Genomic DNA, 15,438 nt, shown 5'->3' on the forward strand with positions numbered 1-15,438 from the left:
GGCGGCACGTTCTGAAAGGGTGAGTTGTTAAGCGCTTCCCTACGTGTTTTTTATTTTGAAGCGGCTTAATACACCTTGCATCACTGATGCTCGCTCCGAAAGATCCCTGGCAGCCAAAGCGCACTCATGTGAGTTGGATTGGTTTTGTTGGGTCACTTCATCGATCTGCTCAAGGCCGATACTGGCCTGCCGCAGACCGGAAGCCTGCTCGCTCGACGCCTGGTAAATCAGCGACACCAGGCTGGACACCGCGCTGGTGCCGCTGACGATGTTCTTCAGCGACTCGGCGGTGCGACCAGCGATAATCATGCCGCGCTGAGTCTTGGTGGAGGAGTCGGCAATCAGCGCCGCTGTTTGCTGGGCCGCCTCGGCACTACGCGCTGCCAGGCTGCGCACCTCATCGGCCACCACGGCAAAACCGCGCCCAAGCTCTCCGGCTCTGGCGGCCTCGATCGCCGCATTCAATGCCAATAGATTGGTTTGTGCAGCGATGTTGTCGATAGTCGTGATGATTGCAGTGATGTCTTTGCCTGAGTTGTCGATCTCGGCCATGGCGGCGATCAACTCACTCATCAGCTTGTCGCTTTCGCCTGCGTCGGCCCGTGAAGACTGGGATTGCTCGTCAGCTTTTTTGGCGTTGTCGGCGTTGTCGGTGGTCTGCGCGGCCATCTGCGTCATCACGGCGCTGATCTCGGTAATGGACGATGCAGAATTGGACGCGCCATCGGACAACGACTGGCTCAAGTCGGTGACCTGTGCGGAACTGCCGGTAATCCGGGTCGCACTGACCTGTACTTCGGAAATCAGGTTGTTGAGATTGCTGACCATTTTCGCCAATGACTTGCCCAAGGTATCGTGCGGGGACGACAGCCTGACTTCCAGATCCAGGTCCCCTTCGGAAATACGTTCGGCGACCCGAACCTGGCGCTGCAGGCTTTCCGACATTTCGTTCAGGGCAAAAGACAGCTGTCCCACTTCATCCTCGGATTGCTGAACCAGCCGGCGCGAGAAATCCCCCAGACTGATGTTGGCGGCCAGTGCTGCGGCCTCGCGGATCGGCCCAACTATTTTCGCCGCGGCAAACCACAGCGCCACCAGGGCCAGCAGCGAAATCCCCAGCCCCACTGACACCTGCCAGACACTGCTGCTGGTACTGCGCGACTGCAGCTCTTGCTCAAGGGCAATCGCCTGACTCATGACCACCGCTTTGGGCAGCCGAATCAGGATCGCCCAAGGTTTGCCTGTGCGTCCCAGCTGGATCGGCATCAGCACTTCGATGTCCTGAGTCTCCTTGTTGAGCAGGCCGTCACCGCGACCGCTCTGGATATCGCCCAAGGTCTTTTCCCAGCTCTTGGGTAACAGCGACTTGATGGACTGGCCGATAAGGTCGGTGCGTTGACTGTCTGCAACCACCAACCCCTGGTTGCTCAATATCGACACCGAGCCTTTGCCGCCATACAGGTCTGCAGACATCTGCTCGCTGAGCTTCTGAATGAAGGCAATGTCGAAGTCGGCGCCGACCACACCGTAGAACTTGCCATTGGCCACGATCGGCACCGACAAGGTGGTCAGCCAGACATTCTTGCCCTGCACCACATAAGGAATCGGGTCGAGCACGCTTTCCTTCAGTGTGTCGCGAGGGCCAGCATACCAGCCGCCCTTGGGCACACCATTGGGATGACGTTCCTGGGAGTCATACTCGACCAGCGGCTGCACCGCGACATGGCCATCGGAACTGCGTGTCCAGTAAGGCGTGAAGCGTCCGGTCAGAGGGTTGTTACCCTCCTGCCCGTTGCGAAAAGCCTGATCCTGTCCGTCCAGCGCATCAGGCTCCCAGCATGAATAGGTGCCGTTAAAGTCAGGATTATCCTTGAGCACACTGAGCAAGACGTTATTGATCTGCTCTCGCCCGAGTGAAAGCGGGCTTTGCAAGGTCTTGCTGGCAGCAAAGGTATTGGCCATGGTGCGTGCCGAATCCAACGCATTCTGCAACTTGGCCTGAATGGCGTTAGCCCTGGACTCTGCGAGGTTCTGCACTTCACGAATGGTCGACTTTTCAACAAGCGCCGACACTTCGCTGGCGACGTATTGGTCATTGGCCCTGGAAGAAAAAAGCCCATATGAAACCAGACTTGCCGACGAAACAAGCAGGCATAACCCTGCGGTGGTGCAAATTCTGGCTTGCAGTGATGTGAATTTCATGGTTTCCCCCAGCTCGCTTTTGTTGTGACTAACGTCAAAGATGAAAGTGCCGAATGCACTTGCTCGCCCTGGCAGATAACGCTCAATCATTTGCTGCTTACACCCGACCTCCGGCGAAAGAGAGTTACTCAGCGCAGGAGGTTCGCAGCGTGACAGCTAAGTAGTCAGGGTCCATTGACTTTAGTTTTACGGTGTTGGGAAACTCGGTGAGTGAGCGTTGCTCTAATACGCTCTACACCCTGTCCAGCCAGACCGCCGGAACGACATTATTTAATAACATGTAAAAAAATTGTGAAAGTATTATCTGTATCACTAGTTACCTTTTCCGCAACCTTGTATCGATTAAGATCACGGTGGAAATGTTAGCCGGCTAACATATAGGGGCTCGGTTTTTAGTGTTAGCGGGGGTCTTGTACTTTGGTACGGGTCTAACGTCTCATCATGAGCGGGAGCGGTCTGGATAAACAGCGACTTTTCGAAGAAAGTTAAGGTGGGGATGCAGTGTGGCGATTATTAAATCTGTACTTAAGTACGGTATTTGCTTGTTCGAAGTTGCGCTCCGTCCCCCTTGGGGTTCTCTGAACAATGGCTGTCATTTCGACTGGCGGCGCGGTGACAACGAAGTAGCCAATAGATACGTTATTTCCCCCTCACGGGCATCAAACCCTCAGCGCGCCCTTTGTGCAGTTTCGTGCGCTGATGGGATAACGCGGTGTTTCAATGGACTGCTGGTTTTTTACCTCGGACCTATGCTCAGGCTCCAATCAATCACGGGCATTCCAGTGATTCCCGCGGATCAGTTGATCGTGAGAGTGAGAGTGAAATGAGCGCCTATCTACATTGCCTGTCGCATACACCATTGATGGGACATGTGGACCCTGCTGCCGCTGTTCTGGATGAGGTTGCCAGCGTTGTCGAGGCGGCCCGGCAGCGTATCGCGGCTTTCAACCCGGAACTGGTCATTTTGTTCAGTGCGGACCACTACAACGGGTTTTTCTACGACGTGATGCCGTCGTTCTGCATTGGCATGGTCGCCCATGCCATCGGTGATTTTGGCACTCTGGCCGGACCGCTTGCTGTCCCCCAGGCGTTGGCGGAGAGCTGTGCTGAATCAGTTCTGTGTGATGGTGTTGATGTCGCTGTGTCGTACCGGATGCAGCTTGATCATGGTTTTGCTCAGCCGCTGGAGATGTTGTTTGGTGGCTTGCAGGAAGTGCCGGTGATCCCGGTCTTCATCAACTCGGTGGCAACTCCGCTGCCGAGTTTTCAACGTGCCCGGCTGTTGGGCGAAGCCTTGGGGCGGTGGGCGCAGTCACTCAATAGACGCGTGCTGTTCCTGGGCTCGGGTGGGCTGTCTCATCAGCCTCCGGTTCCGGAGCTGGCGAAGGTTGAGGGGTTAATGGCCGATCGGCTCAAAGGCAGTGGCCGCTATCTGCCGGCCGATGAGCGCGCTGCTCGTACGCAACGAGTGATCCTTGCGGCACAGCGTTTCGTAGAGGACCCGACTTCACTGTACCCACTCAATCCAGAGTGGGATCAGAGTTTCCTTACGTTGCTTGAGCAAGGTCGGCTGAGTGAGTTGGACGCTGTGGCCAACGCCGAGCTGTCGGCCCTGGCCGGCAAGTCTTCCCATGAAATCAAAACCTGGGTTGCCGCCTTCGCGGCCCTGGCGTGCTTCGGCCCGTATCAGGCGAGCGACCGTTATTATCGTCCTGTTCCAGAGTGGATCGCCGGGTTTGGCTCGCTGAGCGCCAAGCCCGTTATCCACGTCTGAGAACCCTTCAGAGAGTACCCCATGAGTCAGTACAGCGAAGGTGAAACCAGTCGCTTTGCCATGATCAACGACGAAGGCCTGAGCCTGAATATTCACTATCACGACTGTGGTGATGGGCAGGAGGTGGTGGTCATGCTGCATGGGTCCGGACCTGGAGCCAGCGGCTGGTCGAATTTCAGTCGTAACGTCGAGCCTCTGGTGCGGGCTGGCTACCGAGTGTTGCTGATGGACTGCCCCGGCTGGAGCAAGAGTGACAGTATTGTCTGCACCGGGTCGCGTTCAGCGCTCAACGCGCGGGTGCTCAAAGGGCTGCTGGATAAGTTGGGCGTGTCGCGTGCTCATTTGATCGGCAACTCCATGGGTGGGCACAGTGTGGTGGCTTTCACTCTGGCTTATCCGGAGCAGGTCGGCCGTCTAGTGCTGATGGGCGGTGGTACGGGGGGAGCCAGCCCGTTTGTGCCGATGCCTACCGAGGGCATCAAGTTGTTGCAGAAGGTTTACCGCGAACCGACCTTGGCCAACTTGCAGCAGATGATGGACGTCTTTGTCCATGACAGCGGCGACCTGACACCCGAACTGGTGACCGGGCGCCTGGAAAATATTCTGCAGCACCGCTACCACCTCGAGAGCTTTACTAGAAGTCTGGACTTGAACCCGCGTCAGTTCCCCGATGTGTCCATGCATTTGGGTGAAATCCGCGCGCCGACCCTGATTATCTGGGGGCGTAACGATCGTTTCGTGCCGATGGACACCGGACTGCGTCTGGTCGCCGGTATCCCCAACAGCGAATTGCACCTATTCAACAACTGCGGTCACTGGGTGCAGTGGGAGCATGCCGAGCGCTTCAATCGCCTGGTGTTGGACTTCCTCTCTAGCTGAGGGCAATGAGCACTTTACCTGGCCGTTGCCCAAGATGAATGGCAGGCGATCAGCCTCAACTACACCTCGGCACCACCGGTAATCCCAGGGGGGTGGTTTACCACCCTCTGGATAGGTGGTGTTCAGCGACCCGCCAAAAACCAGTACTGGCAAGGTTCAGAAATTCCTGTTGCGTGAACAGGCGCGGCAACTGGCTGACGATGAGTAATTTCAGCGCTGGTGGGATAACGGCGTAACTCACGGGATCGCTGACCCGCTGGCGTATTCCTAACATCATCCCGACAACTTAGCGCGAGGTGAATATGAGCGTGACCCAACAAACCCTGGAGCAACTGGCTGGTGCCTTGCGCGATGCCGAACGCACGGGGGAGGCGATTGCCCCGTTGCGTGAGCGGATCGGTGAAGACTCCGGTGAGGCGGCCTACGCTATTCAGCGCCTGAACGTCGCCCATGCAGTGGCCGCAGGCCGGCGTGTGGTGGGGCGCAAGATCGGCCTGACCAACCCCAAAGTACAGGTTCAGCTGGGGGTCAATCAGCCGGACTTCGGCACCTTGTTTGCCGACATGTGCTATGGCGACAACGAAACCGTATCTATTGGCGCTGTGCTGCAGCCGAAGATAGAGGCGGAAATTGCCTTGATTCTGGACAAGGCTCTACCACGTGCCGACACTACTTTTGCCGATGTGCTTGATGCCGCCGCCTGGGTACTGCCCGCGTTGGAGATTGTAGGTTCCCGAGTGCAGGACTGGAACATTCGCTTCGTCGACACCGTTGCAGACAACGCCTCCAGCGGTTGTTTCGTATTAGGCGGCCCAGCCGTGCGCCTGGCAGGAGTCGATCTGCGCAAAGCAGTGATGAACATGACCCGCAACGGTGAGCGGGTCTCCAGTGGCAGCGGGGCAGAATGTCTGGGGCATCCGCTTAATGCCGCAGTGTGGCTGGCCCGCACCATGGCGAGTCTGGGCGAGCCGTTGCAAGCCGGCGACATCATCCTCACTGGCGCTCTCGGGCCGATGGTGGGGGTCAGCGCGGGTGATCGTTTCGAGGCCGTGATCGAAGGTATAGGCCAGGTCGCAGTCAACTTTTCGGCCGAGTGATCGGCAGGCTCAACGTTAAGAGCACATCACCATGAAGAAACTCAAGGTTGCCATTATCGGCTCGGGAAACATTGGTACCGACCTGATGATCAAGATCATGCGCCACGGCAAGCGCCTGGAAATGGCTGTGATGGTCGGTATCGATCCCAACTCCGATGGTCTGGCGCGTGCTGCGCGCCTGGGGATCGCCACTACCCACCAAGGTGTAGTCGGGTTGACCCAAATGGACGAGTTCAAGGACATCGACTTTGTCTTCGATGCCACCTCCGCTTCGGCCCACGTGAAGAACGACGCATTCCTGCGTTCGATCAAACCAGGCATTCGCCTGATCGACCTGACGCCGGCGGCCATTGGTCCGTATTGCGTGCCAGTGGTCAACGGCGCGGAGCATGTCGACAAACTCAACGTGAACATGGTCACCTGTGGTGGCCAAGCGACCATTCCGATGGTGGCGGCCGTCTCCCGCGTGGCCAAGGTGCATTACGCCGAGATTATCGCCTCCATTGCCTCGAAATCCGCTGGCCCAGGAACCCGTGCCAATATCGACGAGTTCACCGAAACCACCAGCAAGGCTATCGAAGTGATCGGCGGTGCCGCCAAGGGTAAGGCGATCATCATCATGAATCCGGCCGAGCCGCCGCTGATCATGCGCGATACCGTGTTCGTGCTGTCTGAGGCTGCTGATCAGGCGGCCGTGCAAGCCTCCATCCTGGCGATGGAACAGGCAGTCAACGCTTACGTACCGGGTTACCGTCTTAAGCAGCAGGTGCAGTTCGACGTGATCCCCGAAGACGCGCCGCTGAACATTCCGGGCCTGGGCCGGTTCTCGGGTCTGAAGACGTCCATCTTCCTGGAAGTCGAAGGGGCTGCCCACTACCTGCCGGCGTATGCGGGCAACCTCGACATCATGACCTCCGCCGGCATGGCTACAGCCGAGCGCATGGCTGAAAGAATGCTGAGCGGTGAGGCCTGAGGACATGAGCATGACTGACAAGAAACTCTATATCTCCGATGTGACCCTGCGCGATGGCAGCCACGCCATTCGTCATCAGTACTCAATCCAGAACGTGCAGGACATTGCTCGCGCACTGGATCAAGCCAATGTCGATGCCATTGAAGTCACTCACGGCGACGGGCTGCAGGGTTCGAGCTTCAACTACGGCTTCGGCGCCCACAGCGACCTGGAATGGATCGAAGCGGCGGCGGACGTGATCGAAAATGCCAGAATCACCGTGCTGTTGATTCCCGGCATCGGCACCGTGCACGACCTTAAGGAAGCCTACAAGGCCGGCGCGCGCTCGGTACGTGTAGCCACGCACTGCACCGAGGCGGATGTCTCCAGGCAACATATCGAATTTGCCCGGGAACTGGGCATGGACACTGTGGGCTTTCTGATGATGAGCCACATGATCGAGCCTGAGCAGCTGGCCGCTCAAGGCAAGCTGATGGAGTCGTACGGCGCGCAATGCATCTATATGGCTGACTCCGGTGGCGCGATGAACATGCAGGATATTCGTGTCCGCATGCGTGCCTTCAAGGCCACATTAAATCCCGAGACTCAAACCGGCATGCACGCCCACCACAACCTCAGCCTCGGTGTGGCCAACTCCATCACTGCGGTGGAGGAGGGTTGCGACCGCGTTGACGCAAGTCTGGCGGGCATGGGGGCTGGTGCTGGCAATGCACCGCTGGAAGTTTTCATCGCCGCTGCCGAGCGTCTGGGCTGGAATCACGGCACCGACCTGTACCGCCTGATGGACGCCGCCGATGATTTGGTGCGTCCGCTGCAGGACCGCCCGGTGCGGGTCGATCGCGAAACCCTGGCGTTGGGCTATGCCGGTGTGTACTCCAGCTTTCTGCGTCATGCCGAAGTGGTGGCCGCGAAGTACGGCCTGAAAACCCTCGACATCCTTGTTGAGTTGGGACGTCGACGCATGGTCGGCGGTCAGGAAGACATGATCGTTGATGTCGCTCTGGATCTTCTCAAGCAGCGTGCTTGATCCGTAGCTCCTTTATGCCGTGCCTGTCACGGCTTTTTTTTGCGAAGAAACTTTACAGGCACTCGCAGTGGTTCAGCCCCGGCCGAGAAGAGGTGTCCCGATGCTGTCCAACTTGTCGATGACGAAAAAGCTTTTACTAACGGTCCTGCCCATCACGCTGTTGATTTACGTGGCCACCGTGTTGCTGGTCTATCAGTCGAGCAAAGGTTCCACCGAAAAGCTTGCCGAAGTGGCTGTGGAGGCGATTGCCCAGCGCCAGGCGACGGATATCAGCGGCTATTTCAATGCTTCGCTGTACTCGGCGCGTAACACCGCCGAACTGTTGGGCTATGAGTTGATCGACGGCCAGTTGCAGGATCGGCGCATCGCTGACCAAATGATCGAATCCTTGCTCCGCAGCACGCCTCAGGCCACTGCGGTCTGGTGGGTGCCGAGTGGCTCGTCGCAAGATCAGGCGGTGCTCTGGCTGCGCGCCGGCCAAACGCTCAACCCTGGTTTGGATGATCAGCGCCAGGCCCTGCTCAGCGCCCTCGGGCAGAACGCTGGCGAGCGGGAAAGTGTGATCCCGCTGCTGCGCCTGGGCAGCGCCGGTGGTGACAGGGTGGTGATCGCCGTGCTGGTTCCGGTGCGTGACAATGGCCGGGTAGTGGGCAGCTTTGGCATTGGCCTGGATGCGGCACAGTTGCAGAAGCGGGTTGCCGAACTGCGTCCATTGGAGGTCGGACTGGCGGTGTTGATTGCCCATGATACGACCCTGGTTGCCCACCCGGACCCGAGCAGGGTGGGTCGCACGCAAGCTGAAAGCGAGGGAGACTTCCTGGGTGATCATCTTAAAGTCGTCATCGACGCGGTACGTGGTGGCGTCGCAATGACACTGCGTTTTATCTCGCCGGCGATGGCCGAAGAGGTTTTTATGCTGGTGACGCCGGTGACTATCGGGGATACCGGCACGCCTTGGTCGCTGGGGCTCGCTTTTCCCAGTTCGGCGCTGCTCGGAGGGGTCAAGACGCTGGCCTTGCAGCTTATTCTGCTCGGCGGATTTGCCGCATTGGCGTTGGGCGCTACCGTGTTTTTGCTGGGGCGTGCCTTGTCGCGGCCGCTGGAAGCCGTGGTGCAGGCCATCCAGCAGTTGGCATCCGGTGAGGCTGACCTGTGCTTGCGCCTGCCGGCCAGGGGCGATGATGAACTGGCGACGCTTGCACGCGAGTTCAATCACTTTCTCAGTGCAATGGCTGATCTGGTGTTGGAGATCAAGGGCACCAGTCTCGCGCTGCAGAAAACCTCCTCCGAGTTGCAGGAAGAGAGCTGCGCGTCTGGGCTGACGGTGGATGCACAGCGCGATGAAGTGGGGCAGCTGGCGACCGCTATGCAGCAGATGGCGGCGACTATCGAGGAGGTAGCCGGCAACGCCGGGCAGGCGGCTCAGGCCAGCGGCGAGGGCGATCAGGCCGTCGCACGCGGGCAGGCCACGGTGTCCAGTCTGGTGGAGGCGATCAACCTGGATGCGCAAACCCTCGAGCACGTTTCTGGCTTGGCCACGCAACTGGATGAAGCCAGCCAGTCGATTGGCACCATCGTTGCGGTGATCAGCAATATTGCCGATCAGACCAACTTGCTGGCGCTCAACGCGGCCATCGAGTCTGCGCGAGCTGGCGAGCAAGGCCGCGGTTTTGCCGTGGTGGCGGGCGAAGTACGGGCACTGGCGCAGCGTACTCACATCTCAACCGAGCAAGTGAACCGCAGCGTCAATTTGATTCAGGCGCGCACACGTACGGTGGTCGACATCATCGTTCAGAGCCGTAGCGCCTCGCAGGCCAACGTTGTCAGTGCGCGAGAGGCCAGCGAGGCCTTGCAGACGCTGTCGCAGGTGATCGGCCAGATGCGTCATATGAGTCAGCAGATCGCTACGGCCACCGAAGAGCAGGCGACCACCAGTGAGCTCCTGTCGCGCAGCCTGGTGAGTATCGCCGACTCGGCCGAAAGTGCTTCGCAGAGCGCCCGCCTGGTCAATCAGCGCAGTGGGGATCTGGATAAAAGCGCCACACGGCTCAACGCCTTGGTCAGTCGTTTCAAACTCTGAGTCCGCCCGGTGGTGCCGTGTACCACGCCGTGGTGGTCTCTCTCGTAATCATATTCAAGCTATTGATTTAAAACAAAAAATAAATAAATACGAGCGGCTCTGAATGGCGCTCGTACGCCCCCGTGCAGCGATGAAAATTGACCCGGATCATTAACTTGCACTGGGCGGATAAGCCAAGCAGTAGACGGATAGTCCGTGGGGGCATGGACACCTAATGTAACCGCTAGCTTCGTTATCAGCTTCCGGATAGCGATTTACGTATGGATCAGTCCCATGTCGAACCTTTCTACCAGTGAACACATCCTCACGCAGGTTTCTGCGCCAGGCATCGGTGCGCGTCTGCTGAAGCTCATCATGATGCTTCTTCCGTGGACCATCATCGCAGCGCTGTTGGGGGCTGGGCTCTTTATCCGTCCACAGCCGGTGGGCGGTACCGTCGCTGCGTCCGCACTTGAGCGTCGCGATCAGTTCTATGGACTGGCAGAGCTGCCGGGGGGCGCCTTACTGGCCAGTGGTTCCTACGGCAAGATCCTGTCGATCAGCCGGGATGGCCAGATCCGCCGCTTGAGCACTCCAACCCGCAACACCCTGCAGGACATAGCCGTCTGGGATGCCGAGCACGCCGTGGCGGTAGGTAATGACGGGGTAGTCCTGTTCAGTCTTGACGGTGGGCTGCACTGGAATCAGGCGGCCGATGTGCCGCGCTCGGCAACCGCCAACAAGCTCAACCGTGTTCGCATCGGTGCCGGGGGACTGGCCATCGCCACCGGCGAGATGGGGGCGGTGCTGATCAGTCGCGACTTTGGCCGCAGCTGGCAGCGTCTGCGTGACGAGGAAGATGTGGCCTGGAACGACGTAGCAATTCTCGGCAGCGGTCAACTGGTGTTGGTGGGCGAGTTCGGGCGCGTGCTGCTCGGTAACCTCGAGACCGGGGAATGGCGAGAGGTTGAGTCGCCACTGTCCAGCTCGCTGATGGCGTTGACGTTTCGCGATGCTCAGCACGGCATGGCCGTCGGCCTGGAGGGTGCCGTAATGGAAACTCGGGACGGTGGGCAGCACTGGGAAGTGATAGACGTCGGTCTGCACGATCACCTGTTTGATGTGGCCTGGCTGCAAGAGCAGGGCGCCTGGTTTGTCACCGGTGCTTTGGGGCGTTGGGCCAGTGGCGATGCCAAGGGTTGGCAATCCGGGACCCTCGATGCACAGAACCTGTCCTGGCATGTTCGGGCGATGCCCGTGGCCGACGGCATTTGGCTGGCGGGTGCCGACATCGGTCGCTGGCACGGCAAGGTCTGGTCCCTGCTGAAGCCCTGAACCCCTAGTTGCCTAATTCAAGCGAGAGCATTCCATGATCGAACGTATAGCCGAGTTCTGCATCCGGCGCGGTGCCTGGGTTGCCAGTGGCCTGTTGTGTATGACGTTGGTGCTGGGTTGGTTCGCCCTGCACATTGAGGTTCGCACTGTATTTGAAGACATGCTGCCGTCACGGCACGAATACGTGCAGACACACGAGAAGTTCAAAGACACATTCGGCGGCTCAAACATAGTCACCATCATGTTTGAGGTCGATGAGGGCGATATTTTCCAGACTCAGGTATTGGAAAAAGTCCGTGAAGTGACGTTGGGGCTGCGTGAAGTCTCGGCGGTCAACCCTTACCAGATCACCTCCCTGGCCTCGAAGAAACTCAAAGAAGTGCGGGCGTCCACTGCCGGTATCGAGAGCCTGCCACTGATGTGGCCGGAGCTGCCGGCCAACGCCGACGCCATGGCCGCGCTCAAGCAGGCCGTGCTGCGCAACCCGTTGGTCTACGGGCCCTATGTGTCCAAGGATATGCAGGCGACGCTGATCACGGTCGACTTCATCGACGATCAGGTCAACTACAGCAAAGTGTTCCAGGAGATTCGCACCCTGATTGCCAGCGTCGATGATGGCAAGGTGCATATCCGCGTAGTGGGCGACCCAATGCTTTATGGCTGGGTGGGCCACTACCTTTCGGAAACTTTCCTGCTGGTCGGCATCGCTCTGCTGGTCACTCTGGTCATGCTGTTTGTCCTTCTGCGTACGTGGCGCGGGATGCTGTTGCCGCTGCTCGCCGGTGCCGTCAGTGCCTCTTGGGCATTGGGCATCTGCCACCTGCTGAACATCAGTTTCGAGCCACTGGTGATCGTGGTGGCGATGTTGATCACTTCGCGTGCTGTGTCGCACTCAGTGCAGATCGTCAACCGTTTCGATGATGAGTTGCAGCTTTTGCCCGCTCACGCGGACACGGCCAAAATCGCGGCCCGCGTAGCCCTGTCCGACTTGTTCAGGCCAGGCATGCTGGGGGTCATTGCTGATGCGGCGTGTATGGCGGTGGTCGCCCTGAGCCCGATTCCGATGCTGCAGAAACTCACTGTTCTTGCGGTGGTGTGGGTGCTGACGCTGACCGTCAGCGCCGTGATTCTGACCCCGGTGATGCTCTCGTTTATCCGCAGGCCGCACGGGATGGTGCATCCGCTCAACTGTATTCCAATGCTGAATAAGGTGCTTGACCTGGCGACCCGCGTGAGCTTGTCGCGCGCTCGTTACGTGGTGCTGGCCAGCACCTTTGTGGTGGTGGTGTGTGCTGGCGTTTATTCGCTGAACCTGAAAATCGGTGATGCCAATCCTGGTTCACCGATTCTCTGGCCGCAATCGGAATACAACGTCGATTCGGCGGCAATCAACAAGCGCTTCGAAGGCGTAGACCGTATGTTTGTGGTGCTGGGTGAAGACGGTAACCAAGGGCTGATGAAGAGCAACGAAGCCCTGCACGCGATGAACAGCTTTCAGCGTTTTATCGAGGCACAGCCTGAGATCGGCGGCTCGATTTCGCTGGCCGATGTGCTGCCACAAGTTAACGTCAGCCTGCGCGAAGGTAACCCGCGTTATCTGGAGCTGGGCGATACCAGCGCGATCAACGGCAGCCTGGTGGCCATGCTCGACTCGGTATCCGAGCCGGGAGATATCTCGCGCTTTGCCGACGAGCAGTATGCCAACGGCGCCGTAACCCTGATGTTCCGGGATCGCCAGGGCGAGACCATCCGCACCGCCATGGCACGGATCAAGGAGTTCATCGCGCAAAACCCGCTTGCCCAGGGCCAGTGGCACCTGGCCGGTGGCCTGATCGGGGTCATGGCAGCGGTCAACGAGATCATCCTCGCCAGCCAGATCGAAGCCATTGCGCTGGCCCTGATGGTGCTGGCCCTGATCTGCACTGTGGTGTACCGCTCCTCGATGGCCGGCATGGTGTTCATGGTGCCGGTGATCATTTCCAACATGCTGACCTTCGCCTTTATGACCTGGAAGGGGATCGGTATGAGCATCAATACCGTACCGGTCGCGGCCTTGGGGATTGGGCTTGGCGTGGATTACGCCTTCTACATCGCCGATCGCATCAAGGAAGAAATCGCCATCGGCAAAAGCGCCGAGGAGGCCGTGCGTATTTCTCTGCACTCGTCCGGTATGGGCGTGATCGTGACCGCCAGCGTGCTGATCCTGGCCACCCTGTTGTGGTGGGCTTCGTCGCTGCGCTTTCAGGCCGAGATGGGTCTGTTGATGGCGATCTGGCTAAGCGCTTCAGCATTCTCCGCGCTGTTCGTCATGCCTTCGCTGATCTACGTGTTCCGGCCTCACTTCATATTTGGTGAGCACAAACAGACGCCAGTCGCCAGTCAGTCGAACGCAAGGATTGAGCTGGGTTGAGGCGAAAAACAATAACAAGAGCACTCATTCAATCGCTGCCATCACTTATTGGGGAGTACATCCATGAGCAAACTGATCCGGGGCATGCAACCGCTTACCTCGTTCAACAGCATCGCGACGGCTATCGCACTGGGCGTGGTTGCCACGCCAGCGCTCGCTGACGATACCTTCACTTACGACGGTTACCTGCGCCAGGAAATGTCGTGGAACATGAAGAACTGGGAAGACACCCCTGGTTATAACGACCGCGGCAAGCTGTCGATGATGCGCAGTACCGCGCGCCTGAACTTGCAGTGGAAACCCAGTGACGACTTATCTTTCGTCGCCAAGTTGCGCGGGGTACGGGAGGTAGAGACCAGCTTCCTCACGCACCTGGAGAAAATGGGCGCCAATAACTATCACGAGGCTGACGGTCGCGGTGATATCACCGACCTCTACGACAAAACTGAAATCCGTGAGCTGTACGTGGATTTGCCACTGGGCGAACGCACCAGGCTGCGCTTCGGTAAACAGCAGATTGCCTGGGGCGAGACTGATTTCTTTGCTGCCAACGACCTCGTGCACGGCTTCGACGATACCTGGCGCTCGTTTTTGGAGCCTGCCAACGAAGAGTTGCGCAAAACCAACATCATGGCCAAGTTCAACATCGACGTGCCGGAGTACAACGGCGGCGTTGAACTGTTTGTGCGTCCGGGTTGGGACCGCAAGAATGACATCGGTACCGAAATCGACATCTACGGTGGTCGCTGGTCGAGTCAGCCATATGCGGGCGTGGATTTTCGCAACATCGACCCATACAACTACAAAAGCAGTGAAGGCAGTGTAAATGACGTAACCGGTGGTATTCGTTGGAGCGGCCTCTACGGTGATACAAACTACTCGTTGTCGTACCTGAAAACTTACTACAACGCGCCGATTCTAAACCCTTCGAACAACCTGGCGTTGTTCGGTATGCCAGGGGTCCCCTCCGGCGCGACCTCGACGGGCACTGACCAGACACGTGGTCTGGCCGGTGAAATCATCTACCCGCTTGTTGATATCTTCGGCTTTACCGCCAGCCGCTACTCCGATTTGGCTGATGCGGTGTTCAGTACCGAGGTGGCCTATATCAAGGATGCGCCGTATCAGTTTGAAGCCAAGACCCCGACCATGCTCAGCCAGTACATCGCGCCAGGCTTCGATGGCTATACCAAGAAGGATGTCGTTGCGCTGATGCTGCGCATGGACAAGAACATCGCCGCCACCCAAACCTGGCTGGGCACCGAAAAACCCATGTTTTTCTCCGTGCAGCTGTTCGACAAGTGGGTGCAGAACTTCGATAAAAATGACCAACTGCTGTACAGCGTGGGCTGGGGTGGCAAGGTCAAGGAACATTCGGCCATGGGGACCACGATCTTTGACCTGAGCTACGCAAACGGGCGTGTTCGACCACAGCTGGTTCTCGGTGCCGACCTGAGCAACGGTGGTGGTTTTGCGGTGCCGTCAGTGACCTTTGAGCTGTCCAGCAAAGTTCGCTGGAAAGTTGAATACGATGCTTTCTGGGATAACGGGTCTCACGATTCCAAGAACTGTCAGCCGGGCAATCTGGCGACGTGTGACACCACCACCCTGTTTGGCTACTTCCATAACCGCGATCAGCTGTACACCAGCCTGACCTACCTCTTTTAAGTCCAATCGGAGAC

General features: G+C 58.4%; 10 protein-coding genes and 3 pseudogenes. 11 read left to right on the plus strand and 2 right to left on the minus strand.

Annotation, left to right across the window (positions count from 1 at the left end; translation table 11 throughout):
- Nucleotides 1-39: 39 nt before the first annotated feature.
- Together RHM55_RS25995 and RHM55_RS26000 are read right to left on the minus strand one after the other, a co-directional pair.
- The gene (locus RHM55_RS25995) at nt 40-945 is read right to left on the minus strand and encodes a methyl-accepting chemotaxis protein (RefSeq protein WP_416152026.1); all 906 of its coding nucleotides are present in this window, start codon (nt 943-945) and stop codon (nt 40-42) included.
- Between the two features lie 42 nt (nt 946-987).
- Nucleotides 988-2,292, minus strand: a pseudogene (locus RHM55_RS26000) (chemotaxis protein); the annotation flags it as partial.
- A 733-nt stretch (nt 2,293-3,025) separates the two neighbouring features.
- Here RHM55_RS26000 and mhpB point away from each other — a divergent pair.
- The 11 genes and pseudogenes from mhpB to RHM55_RS18665 all read left to right on the plus strand — a co-directional run bounded on the left by mhpB (nt 3,026) and on the right by RHM55_RS18665 (nt 15,424).
- Nucleotides 3,026-3,976, plus strand: coding sequence for a 3-carboxyethylcatechol 2,3-dioxygenase (gene mhpB / locus RHM55_RS18625; RefSeq protein ID WP_322177745.1), 951 nt, complete (start codon nt 3,026-3,028; stop codon nt 3,974-3,976).
- A 21-nt stretch (nt 3,977-3,997) separates the two neighbouring features.
- Nucleotides 3,998-4,855 carry an alpha/beta fold hydrolase gene (locus RHM55_RS18630; RefSeq protein WP_322177746.1) on the plus strand — a complete coding sequence of 286 codons (858 nt, stop codon included), beginning with the start codon at nt 3,998-4,000 and terminating at the stop codon, nt 4,853-4,855.
- A pseudogene (locus RHM55_RS26005) lies at nt 4,848-4,959 on the plus strand (hypothetical protein); the annotation flags it as partial. The gene RHM55_RS18630 and the pseudogene RHM55_RS26005, both read left to right, overlap by 8 nt.
- A 198-nt stretch (nt 4,960-5,157) precedes the next feature.
- Entirely contained in the window at nt 5,158-5,952 is a 795-nt protein-coding gene (gene mhpD / locus RHM55_RS18635; RefSeq protein ID WP_322177747.1) for a 2-keto-4-pentenoate hydratase, read from the plus strand.
- A gap of 31 nt (nt 5,953-5,983) precedes the next feature.
- Nucleotides 5,984-6,925, plus strand: a complete 942-nt coding sequence (locus RHM55_RS18640; RefSeq protein WP_322177748.1) for an acetaldehyde dehydrogenase (acetylating) — start codon at nt 5,984-5,986, stop codon at nt 6,923-6,925.
- A gap of 10 nt (nt 6,926-6,935) precedes the next feature.
- Nucleotides 6,936-7,952 carry a 4-hydroxy-2-oxovalerate aldolase gene (gene dmpG / locus RHM55_RS18645; RefSeq protein WP_322177749.1) on the plus strand — a complete coding sequence of 339 codons (1,017 nt, stop codon included), beginning with the start codon at nt 6,936-6,938 and terminating at the stop codon, nt 7,950-7,952.
- A 913-nt stretch (nt 7,953-8,865) separates the two neighbouring features.
- Nucleotides 8,866-9,117 (plus strand): annotated as a pseudogene (locus RHM55_RS26010) (methyl-accepting chemotaxis protein); the annotation flags it as partial.
- Between the two features lie 210 nt (nt 9,118-9,327).
- The gene (locus RHM55_RS26015) at nt 9,328-10,032 is read left to right on the plus strand and encodes a methyl-accepting chemotaxis protein (RefSeq protein WP_416152027.1); all 705 of its coding nucleotides are present in this window, start codon (nt 9,328-9,330) and stop codon (nt 10,030-10,032) included.
- Nucleotides 10,033-10,305: 273 nt separating this feature from the next.
- Complete coding sequence (locus tag RHM55_RS18655; protein ID WP_322177751.1) at nt 10,306-11,346, plus strand: YCF48-related protein; 1,041 nt, start codon at nt 10,306-10,308, stop codon at nt 11,344-11,346.
- A gap of 34 nt (nt 11,347-11,380) precedes the next feature.
- On the plus strand, nt 11,381-13,756 hold the full coding sequence (locus RHM55_RS18660; protein WP_322177752.1) for an efflux RND transporter permease subunit: 2,376 nt from the start codon (nt 11,381-11,383) through the stop codon (nt 13,754-13,756).
- Between the two features lie 63 nt (nt 13,757-13,819).
- A complete protein-coding gene (locus RHM55_RS18665) occupies nt 13,820-15,424 on the plus strand; it encodes a DUF1302 family protein (protein WP_322177753.1) in 1,605 nt (534 codons plus the stop codon).
- Nucleotides 15,425-15,438 lie beyond the last annotated feature (14 nt).

It is taken from the genome of Pseudomonas sp. MH9.2 (genome assembly GCF_034353875.1).
In the GTDB taxonomy this organism is placed as follows: Bacteria; Pseudomonadota; Gammaproteobacteria; order Pseudomonadales; family Pseudomonadaceae; genus Aquipseudomonas.

Bases quoted from the DNA above. Each gene is read 5' to 3' on its own strand.
- RHM55_RS18665 (WP_322177753.1), top strand. From the start codon at position 13,820: ATGAGCAAACTGATCCGGGGCATGCAACCGCTTACCTCGTTCAACAGC.
- dmpG (WP_322177749.1), top strand. From the start codon at position 6,936: ATGACTGACAAGAAACTCTATATCTCCGATGTGACCCTGCGCGATGGC.
- RHM55_RS18655 (WP_322177751.1), top strand. From the start codon at position 10,306: ATGTCGAACCTTTCTACCAGTGAACACATCCTCACGCAGGTTTCTGCG.
- RHM55_RS18630 (WP_322177746.1), top strand. From the start codon at position 3,998: ATGAGTCAGTACAGCGAAGGTGAAACCAGTCGCTTTGCCATGATCAAC.
- RHM55_RS18660 (WP_322177752.1), top strand. From the start codon at position 11,381: ATGATCGAACGTATAGCCGAGTTCTGCATCCGGCGCGGTGCCTGGGTT.
- RHM55_RS18640 (WP_322177748.1), top strand. From the start codon at position 5,984: ATGAAGAAACTCAAGGTTGCCATTATCGGCTCGGGAAACATTGGTACC.
- mhpB (WP_322177745.1), top strand. From the start codon at position 3,026: ATGAGCGCCTATCTACATTGCCTGTCGCATACACCATTGATGGGACAT.
- RHM55_RS26015 (WP_416152027.1), top strand. From the start codon at position 9,328: ATGGCGGCGACTATCGAGGAGGTAGCCGGCAACGCCGGGCAGGCGGCT.
- mhpD (WP_322177747.1), top strand. From the start codon at position 5,158: ATGAGCGTGACCCAACAAACCCTGGAGCAACTGGCTGGTGCCTTGCGC.
- RHM55_RS25995 (WP_416152026.1), bottom strand. From the start codon at position 945: ATGTCGGAAAGCCTGCAGCGCCAGGTTCGGGTCGCCGAACGTATTTCC.